Source organism: Gilliamella sp. App4-10, from assembly GCF_001690495.1.
GTDB lineage: Bacteria > Pseudomonadota > Gammaproteobacteria > Enterobacterales > Orbaceae > Gilliamella > Gilliamella apicola_G.
Genome location: NZ_LZGS01000019.1, coordinates 1 through 5232 on the forward strand (window position 1 = coordinate 1; position 5232 = coordinate 5232).

The 5232-nt window shown below is 37.3% G+C and carries 6 protein-coding genes; all 6 read left to right on the plus strand.

Annotated features, from left to right (window positions below; all coding sequences use genetic code 11):
- On the plus strand, window positions 1-598 hold a 598-nt coding region (locus A9G23_RS11485), incomplete at its 5' end, for a putative type VI secretion system effector (protein ID WP_218059480.1).
- Window positions 599-622: 24 nt separating this feature from the next.
- The gene (locus A9G23_RS03465; protein WP_065586298.1) at window positions 623-1570 is read left to right on the plus strand and encodes a putative type VI secretion system effector; all 948 of its coding nucleotides are present in this window, start codon (window positions 623-625) and stop codon (window positions 1568-1570) included.
- 19 nt (window positions 1571-1589) lie between these two features.
- Complete coding sequence (locus A9G23_RS03470) at window positions 1590-2537, plus strand: putative type VI secretion system effector (RefSeq protein ID WP_065586299.1); 948 nt, start codon at window positions 1590-1592, stop codon at window positions 2535-2537.
- Between the two features lie 19 nt (window positions 2538-2556).
- Window positions 2557-3504: a putative type VI secretion system effector gene (locus tag A9G23_RS03475; RefSeq protein WP_065586300.1), complete on the plus strand. Its 948-nt coding sequence runs from the start codon at window positions 2557-2559 to the stop codon at window positions 3502-3504.
- 19 nt (window positions 3505-3523) lie between these two features.
- Entirely contained in the window at window positions 3524-4477 is a 954-nt protein-coding gene (locus A9G23_RS03480) for a putative type VI secretion system effector (protein ID WP_065586301.1), read from the plus strand.
- Between the two features lie 19 nt (window positions 4478-4496).
- A partial coding sequence (locus A9G23_RS03485) for a putative type VI secretion system effector (protein WP_065586302.1) occupies window positions 4497-5232 on the plus strand: 736 nt, incomplete at its 3' end.

Genomic DNA, 5232 nt, shown 5'->3' on the forward strand with positions numbered 1-5232 from the left:
CATCACGTTAAAAGGTTGGCTCGGTTTTTATAAATTTAATGATGGCGATCAAGTCGAGGTGGTCGCCGAAAAACACGCTGACCATTACGAAGTGTACGCCATGCTCAAACCCAGTGAACAAATTATCTCGCTGATCCCTTTATGTTTTGCCGGGCGTAATCAAGCCTTCAAACAATATCGTCTACCTATGTTTTTCTTTTATGTTATTTGCGTGCTATTAATGAACTACTTTTTTTTCGATTTTTCGTTGGAAAATTTGACCATTGGTTTTGGTACATTAGGGGTAATATTAGGGGCAGCTTTTTTTAGGGTTTACAAAAATTCGCTTGCCACGCATGTCACGCTGGCGGAGCGCATTTTTACGCTATTGGGCTGGCAAGAAGTTACTAACATTAATTTAGCCAAAATAAGTATGCAATATGTTGCTAAATTAATTAAGCAAGGAAAATACTCAACTAAATATAATAATAGTACGGATCTATATACAAGACCACCTAAAACTGGAGAAGCATGGAACTTTTATTATTACGATCTAGATGTATTATGCAAAAAAGGCAAGACACCCTTACGAGTTAATAATAAAAACAGAAAAAAATAAAATAATACGTTAGAGAATATTATTATGCCTTACGCAAAATATGATGGTAACGACCCTATCTATAAAGATAAAGAGCAGCTATTAAAAAAAACCGGTATTAGTATTACCGATCCAATCCTACCGCCCAAAAATTTGGTTAAACTAACCGGCACCCTATCCGAATTTAAAGGTCTATTTTGCTATGCACCACTTGGTGATGGCGCTTATTTAAGTGAAGAACAAAAACAAAAACAGAAAAATCAGCTTAAAAAGGGTGCAGCTCTTGCCACTATAAATGGTAATAGCATTGCCGCATTAGCCGGCTTGGGGCATGCTAATGGTAATGACCGCAGTAATCTATTTGCAGCACAATATATCACTGCAAAATTAAATGACACCATCACGTTAAAAGGTTGGATCGGTTCTTATAAATTTAATGATGGCGATCAGGTCGAGGTGGTCGCCGAAAAGCACGCTGACCATTACGAAGTGTACGCCATGCTCAAACCCAGTGAACAAATTATCTCGCTGATCCCTTTATGTTTTGCGGGGCGTAACCAAGCCTTCAAACTATATCGTTTGCCTATGTTTCTCTTTTATGTTATTTGTGTACTATTAATGAACTACTTTTTTCTTGATTTTTCGTTGGAAAATCTGACCATTGGTTTTGGTACATTAGGGGTAATCTTGGGGGCAGCTAATTTAATAGTTTATAAAAATTCGCTTGCCTCGCATGTCACGCTGGCTGAGCGCATTTTTACCGTGTTGGGTTGGCAAGATGTTACCAATATTAATTTAGGCAAAATAAGTAAGCAATATATTGCTAAATTAATTGCCCAAGGGAAATATGCAAAAGAATACAATAATAAAACAGATCCACATATTAGACCGCCTAAATCAGGGGATGGGTGGTTCTTTTTTTATTACGATCCTGAGATATTGTGCAAAAAAGGCAAGTCTCCCTTACGGGTTAAAAATAAAAAAAGAAAATAAGTTTATAAGGAATTCGATTATGCCTTACGCAAAGTATGATGGTAACGACCCTATCTATAAAGATAAAGAGCAGCTATTAAAAAAAACCGGTATTAGTATTACCGATCCAATCCTACCGCCCAAAAATTTGGTTAAATTAACCGGCACCTTATCTGAATTTAAAGGTCTATTTTGCTATGCGCCACTTGCTGATGGCGCTTATTTAAGTGACGAGCAAAAGCAAAAACACAACAACCAGCTTAGAAAGGGCGCACTACTTGCTACTTTAAATGGTAATAGCATTGCTGCGCTGGCCGGCTTAGGGCATGCCAATGGCAATGACCGCAGTAATGATTTTGATGCTCAATATATCACCGCCAAATTAAATGACACCATCACGTTAAAAGGTTGGCTCGGTTCTTATAAATTTAATGATGGCGATCAGGTCGAGGTGGTCGCCGAAAAGCACGCTGACCATTACGAAGTGTACGCCATGCTCAAACCCAGTGAACAAATTATCTCACTAGTCCCTTTATGTTTTGCCGGGCGTAACCAAGCCTTTAAACACTATCGTTTACCTATGTTTATCTTTTATGTTATTTGTGTACTATTAATGAACTACTTTTTTTTCGATTTTAGTTTAGAAAATCTGACCATTGGTTTTAGTTCATTAGGGGTAATGTTAGGGGCAGCTTTTTTTATGGTTTACAAAAATTCGCTTGCCACCCATGTAACGCTGGCGGAACGCATTTTTACCGTGTTGGGCTGGCAAGATGTCAAAAATATCAATTTAGTTAAAATAAGTAAGCAATATATTGCTAAATTAATTGCTCAAGGGAAATATGTAGAAAAGTATAATAATAAGACTGATCAATATATTAGACCATCTATGTCGGGAGTAGGATGGAGTTTTTTTTACTACGACCCAGAAGTATTATGCAAAAAAGGCAAGTCTCCCTTAGGAGTTAAAAATAAAAAAACAAAATAATTTCATAAGGAATTCAATGATGCCTTACGCAAAATATGATGGCAAAGATCCCATCTATAAAGATAAAGAGCAGCTATTAAAAAAAACCGGTATTAGTATTACCGATCCAATCCTACCGCCCAAAAATTTGGTTAAGTTAACCGGCACCCTATCCGAATTTAAAGGTCTGTTTTGCTATGCACAGCTGGGGGATGGCGCTTATTTAAGTGACGAGCAAAAACAAAAACACAACAACCAGCTTAGAAAGGGGGCAGTGCTTGCCACTTTAAATGGTAATAGTATTGCTGCGCTGGCTGGCTTAGGCCATGCCAATGGCAATGACCGCAGTAATGAGATAGATGCCCAGTATGTTACTGCCAAATTAAATGACACCATCACGTTAAAAGGTTGGCTCGGTTCTTATAAATTTAATGATGGCGATCAGGTCGAAGTGGTAGCCGAAAAGCACGATGACCATTACGAAGTGTACGCCATGCTCAAACCCTGTGAACAAATTATCTCGCTGATCCCTTTATGTTTTGCCGGGCGTAATCAGGCCTTAAAATACTATCATTTACCCATGTTTATTTTTTATGTTATTTGCGTGCTATTAATGAACTACTTTTTTCTCGATTTTTCGTTGGAAAATCTGACCATTGGTTTCGGTACATTAGGGGTAATCTTCGGGCTAGCTATTTTTAATGTATATAAAAATTCAATTGCGACTCATATCACGCTGGCGGAGCGCATTTTTACCGTGTTGGGCTGGCAAGATGTCAAAAATATCAATTTAGTTAAAATAAGTAAGCAATATATTGCTAAATTAATTTCTCAAGGGAAATATTCAATAGATTGGAACAATAATATTGACCGTTTTATTAGACCATTTAAAGCGGGAGATGGATGGGGTTTTTATTATTATGATCTGGATATTTTATACAAAAAAGGCAAGCCACCCTTACGGGTTAAAAATAAAAAAAGAAAATAAGTTCATAAGGAATTCGATTATGCCTTACGCAAAATATGATGGTAACGACCCCATCTATAACGACAAAGAGCAGCTATTAAAAAAAACCGGTATTAGTATTACCGAACCAATCCTACCGCCCAAAAATTTGGTTAAATTAACCGGCATCTTATCCGAATTTAAAGGTCTGTTTTGCTATGCACCCCTTGCTGATGGCGCTTATTTAAGTGACGAGCAAAAACAAAAACACAACAATCAACTTAGAAAGGGCGCACTACTTGCCACCTTAAACGGTAATAGCATTGCTGCGCTGGCCGGCTTAGGGCATGCCAATGGTAATGACCGTAGTAATTATGTGCAAGCACAATATATTAGCGCCAAATTAAATGACACCATCACGTTAAAAGGTTGGATCGGTTTTTATAAATTTAATGATGGCGATCAAGTCGAGGTGGTCGCCGAAAAGCACGCTGACCATTACGAAGTGTACGCCATGCTCAAACCCAGTGAACAAATTATCTCGCTCATTCCGCCATGTCTAGGGGGAAGAAAACAAGCCTTTAAGCACTTTTATATACCTTTTTTTATATTTTATATTGTTTGCACTCTACTTATGAACTACTTTTTTCTCGATTTTTCGTTGGAAAATCTGACCATTGGTTTTAGTACATTAGGGGTAATATTAGGGGCAGCTTTTTTTATGGTTTATAAAAATTCAATCGTGACATACATTACCCTTGCCGAGCGCATTTTTACAGTATTGGATTGGCAAAATGTCACCAATATCAATTTAGTAAAAATAAGTAAACAATATATAGTTAGATTAATTGAACAAGGTAAATATTCAACTAAATATGATATTACCGATCAATATATTAGACCCCCAAAACCTGGCGAAGGGTGGGGTTTTTTTTACTACGATCCAGAGGTATTATGCAAAAAAGGCAGGCCTCCTTTACGCGTTAAAAATAAAAACAGAAAAAAAAGAAAATAATACGTTAGAGAATATTATTATGCCTTACGCAAAATATGATGGTAACGACCCTATCTATAAAGACAAAGAGCAGCTATTAAAAAAAACCGGTATTAGTATTACCGAGCCAATCCTACCGCCCAAAAATTTGGTGAAATTAACCGGCACCCTATCCGAGTTTAAAGGTCTGTTTTGCTATGCACCACTTGCTGATGGCGCTTATTTAAGTGACGAGCAAAAACAAAAACACAACAACCAGCTTAGAAAGGGCGCACTACTTGCTACTTTAAATGGTAATAGCATTGCTGCGCTGGCTGGCTTAGGGCATGCCAATGGTAATGACCGTAGTAATTATGTGCAAGCACAATATATTAGCGCCAAATTAAATGACACCATCACGTTAAAAGGTTGGATCGGTTTTTATAAATTTAATGATGGCGATCAAGTCGAGGTGGTCGCCGAAAAGCACGCTGACCATTACGAAGTGTACGCCATGCTCAAACCCAGTGAACAAATTATCTCGCTCATTCCGCCATGTCTAGGGGGAAGAAAACAAGCCTTTAAGCACTTTTATATACCTTTTTTTATATTTTATATTGTTTGCACTCTACTTATGAACTACTTTTTTCTCGATTTTTCGTTGGAAAATCTGACCATTGGTTTTAGTACATTAGGGGTAATATTAGGGGCAGCTTTTTTTATGGTTTATAAAAATTCAATCGTGACATACATTACCCTTGCCGAGCGCATTTTTACAGTATTGGATTGGCAAAATG